Below are 3,824 nucleotides of genomic sequence, written 5' to 3'. Positions count from 1 at the left end.
GGAGCGGGCGGGTACGGAGCGCGGAGGCCCCGCGACCCCTGGACCTGCCGGGGTACGGCCACCGAGATTCACCCGTTCGACCCGCGAGCCGCCGACGCGTACCAGGCCCGTCCTGCGTTCCCAGCGCCCGGCCACAACCCACCCGCAGCCCGCGAACGAGGCTGTCCGGCCGACCGGCCGGCTACCCCCACCCAGGGGTAGCGGACCGGCTCTCACGGCAGGTATGTGTGACCCACGACACCCCGCGTACCTCCCGGAGGGACCCGTGCCCGCATCCGCACCGCCCCGTGCGCACAGCGCCGAGCGCAGTTACGCCTCAGGACCGTCGACGGCTCCGCTGCTGGGCGACACCGTCGGGGAGAACCTGGACCGCACCGTCGCCCTGCACCCGGACAGGGACGCGCTGGTGGACGTGGCCGGGGCACGGCGGTGGAGCTACCGCGAGTTCGCCGCCGATGTCGAGGCGGTCGCGCTCGGCCTGCACGGACTGGGCATCCGCAAGGGCGACCGGATGGGCATCTGGGCGCCCAACTGCCCGGAGTGGACACTGGTGCAGTACGCGACGGCGAAGCTGGGCGCGATCCTCGTCAACATCAACCCCGCCTACCGGGCGCACGAACTGGCGTACGTGCTCGGCCAGGCGGGCATCCGCACCCTGGTCGCGGCGCGCGCCCACAAGGGCTCCGACTACGCGGCCATGATCGAGCAGGTGCGCGGCGAGTGCCCCGCGCTGACGGACGTGGTGCTGATCGGCGAGGAGGACACCGGCGGGGCCGGTTCCGACGGCGGCTGGGAGGCGCTGCTCGCCGAAGGCCGGGCGCAGCCGCACACGCGGATCCGCGAGGTGCTGGACGGCATCGCCGCCACCCTCTCCGCCGACGACCCGATCAACATCCAGTACACCTCGGGCACCACGGGCTTCCCGAAGGGCGCCACCCTCTCCCACCACAACATCCTCAACAACGGCTTCTTCGTCGGCGAGTTGTGCGGCTACACGGAGGCCGACCGCGTCTGCCTGCCCGTGCCCTTCTACCACTGCTTCGGAATGGTGATGGGCAACCTCGCGGCGACCAGTCATGGCGCCTGCATGGTGATCCCGTCCGCCGCGTTCGAGCCGAAGGCGGCCCTGCGCGCGGTGCAGCAGGAGCGCTGCACCGCGCTGTACGGAGTGCCGACGATGTTCATCGCGGAGCTGGCCGACCCGGACTTCGCCTCCTTCGACCTGAGCAGCCTGCGCACCGGCATCATGGCCGGTTCGCCGTGCCCGGTCGAGGTGATGAAGCAGGTCATCGAGCGGATGGGAATGGCCGAGGTGTCGATCTGCTACGGCATGACGGAGACCTCCCCCGTCTCCACCCAGACCCGCGCCGACGACTCGGTCGAGCGGCGGGTGTCGACCGTGGGCCGGGTCGGCCCGCACCTGGAGGTCAAGATCGTCGACCCGGAGACCGGCCGCTGCCTGCCGCGCGGGGAACCCGGCGAGCTGTGCACCCGCGGCTACTCGGTGATGCTCGGCTACTGGGAACAGCCCGAGGCCACGGCCGCTGCCATCGACGCGGCGCGCTGGATGCACACCGGGGACCTGGCCGTGATGGACGCCGACGGATACGTCATCGTCACGGGCCGGATCAAGGACGTGGTCATCCGCGGCGGCGAGAACATCTACCCCAGGGAGATCGAGGAGTTCCTGTACACCCATCCGGATGTGCTGGACGCGCAGGTCGTCGGGGTGCCCGACGAGCGCTACGGTGAGGAACTGATGGCGTGGATACGGATGCGGGAGGGCGCGGAACCGCTCACGGCCGAGGCAGTCCGCGAGTTCTGCACCGACAGGCTCGCCCACTACAAGGTCCCGCGCTATGTACACGTGGTCGACGGCTTCCCGATGACTGTGACGGGCAAGGTGCGCAAGGTCGAGATGCGCGAGAAGTCGATCGAGCTGCTGGGCCTGGCGCCGGGTCCCGGGAGCGGCCCCCGCCCCCAGGCCACGCCATCGCACTGACCACCGTTCGCAGCGGAGGAGTCGAGGTTGCCTTCACCCGACCGTTCCCGTTCCCACGCCCGCGCCGGCGGCGGCCCGGTCCCGTTCCCCGGGCCCCCGTTGCGTCAGGACGACACCGACGCGTTCCGGCACGCCCTCCGGCTGGCGCGGCAGCGCACAGGTGTGCGTACGGTCTTCGGCGGCGCGGTGGCCGACGGGGCGCTGCGCCTGACGGAGTTCACCGGGACGCTGACCGACTCCATGCGCGGCCTGCGCGTGGTGCCGGGCCGGGGGCTGGGCGGGTACGTCCTCAGGCACCACCGCCCGCTCGCCGTCGACGACTATGTACCGGCGACCACGATCACCCACGACTACGACAGCCCCGTGAGCCGGGAGGGCATACGCTCGCTCGTTGCCGCCCCGGTGACCGTGCAGGGCGGGGTGCGGGGCGTGCTGTACGCCGCAGCACGCGAAGCGGCCCCACTGGGGGACCGTACGACCGCGGCGCTGATGGACACCGCACGCCGGCTGGCGAGCGAGATCGCCGTACGGGACGAGGTGGCCCGGCGCGTGCGGCTGCTGGAGACCGCCGCCGAGGCCCCCGCAGCGCAGCCTCCGGCACCCGGACTCGACGCGCTGCGGGACCTGCACGCCGAACTGCGCGGCATCGCCCAGCAGATCGAGGACACGGCGCTGCGGGACAGGCTGCGGCACGCCTGCGACAGGTTCCTGCGCACGGGGATCGAGTCCGGGGCCGCCCCCGGCACACCACCGGAGGCCGCGCCGCACCCGGACCGCCCACGCCTGACCCCGCGCGAGCTCGATGTCCTCTCCTACGTCGCGCTCGGCTGCACCAACGCCGAGGCGGGCCGGTATCTGGGACTGGAGCCGGAGACGGTCAAGGCGTATCTGCGCAGCGCCACCCGCAAGCTCGGCGTGCACGGCCGGCACCACGCGGTTGCGGCAGCGCGCCGCCACGGCCTGCTGCCCTGAGCCGCGCACACCTGTCCCGGTACGGGGGCGGGCGCTGCCGGACGAGCCTGAGCCCCGATCGGCGGATCGACTCGGCGCGGGCTCGTTCGTTAACCCCCACATGATCACTGCACAACGACACCCCCTTCCGTCCCTGGCGACACCGCTGCACCACGGAGAGGCGGGCGCGCGATGAGCAAGCGGCAGAAAGGACGCAGGCACCGCAAGGTCAACCGCACCCCGCGCCCTGTCGGTTCCGCCACCCGGGCGAGGACCACCCGGGCGACGGCGACCGGGGCGACAGCGACCGCACAGGCACCGGCGACCCGGGCACCGTCTCCCCGCACCGACGCCCCCGCACCACGCCCGGCGCCGGCGCCGGAAGCGGCACCAGAAGTGGCACCGGAAACAGCGCGCGCCACCGCTACGGAACCGGTCCCGGCACCGGGAGCGACGCCCGCCTCCGCTCCGGAACCGGCGCGGGCCGCCCCGGCGCCCGCCTCCGCACCCGAATCCGCGCCCACCCCCGAGTCGGTGAGCGAGCTGTTCCGTACGCCCGCGCGCGACGGGGGCCTGGGACAGAGCGCGGGCCGCACATGGGAGCGGGTACGGACGGCGGGCGCGTCGGGGGCGACGGTCGAGGAGCTGTCGGTCGGCGTGGGATACCAGGAACGCACCGTGCTCAAGCACCTGCAGGGCCTGGCCGAGCACGGGCTGGTCGAGCAGTCGGACACCGGCCACTGGCGCACCCTGTCTCTCGGTGCCGCAGGCGGGCAGGGCGCCGAAGCGGGTACCGGCCGGGTGCCGCAGCGCGCCTGAGACCGGCCCCTCCCCCTGTCCGCGCGGTCCGGTACGGCGCCCGAGCCGTACC

3 protein-coding genes are annotated in these 3,824 nt (G+C 73.2%); all 3 read left to right on the top strand.

Annotation, left to right across the window (positions count from 1 at the left end):
- Window positions 1-265 precede the first annotated feature (265 nt).
- The 3 genes from ITI46_RS33640 (at window position 266) to ITI46_RS33630 (ending at window position 3,772) form a co-directional block, all read left to right on the top strand.
- The gene (locus ITI46_RS33640; RefSeq protein ID WP_307808427.1) at window positions 266-2,002 is read left to right on the top strand and encodes an AMP-binding protein; all 1,737 of its coding nucleotides are present in this window, start codon (window positions 266-268) and stop codon (window positions 2,000-2,002) included.
- 27 nt (window positions 2,003-2,029) lie between these two features.
- Window positions 2,030-2,974: a helix-turn-helix transcriptional regulator gene (locus tag ITI46_RS33635; RefSeq protein ID WP_209243740.1), complete on the top strand. Its 945-nt coding sequence runs from the start codon at window positions 2,030-2,032 to the stop codon at window positions 2,972-2,974.
- Between the two features lie 513 nt (window positions 2,975-3,487).
- Window positions 3,488-3,772 (top strand): hypothetical protein, encoded by a 285-nt coding sequence (locus ITI46_RS33630; RefSeq protein ID WP_209243739.1) that lies wholly within the window; start codon window positions 3,488-3,490, stop codon window positions 3,770-3,772.
- Window positions 3,773-3,824 lie beyond the last annotated feature (52 nt).

It is taken from the genome of Streptomyces oryzae (assembly GCF_017676365.1).
GTDB classification, from domain to species: domain Bacteria; phylum Actinomycetota; class Actinomycetes; order Streptomycetales; family Streptomycetaceae; genus Streptomyces; species Streptomyces oryzae.
Note: the sequence above shows the minus strand (reverse complement) of the source record. Positions and strands in the feature narration are given on the sequence as shown.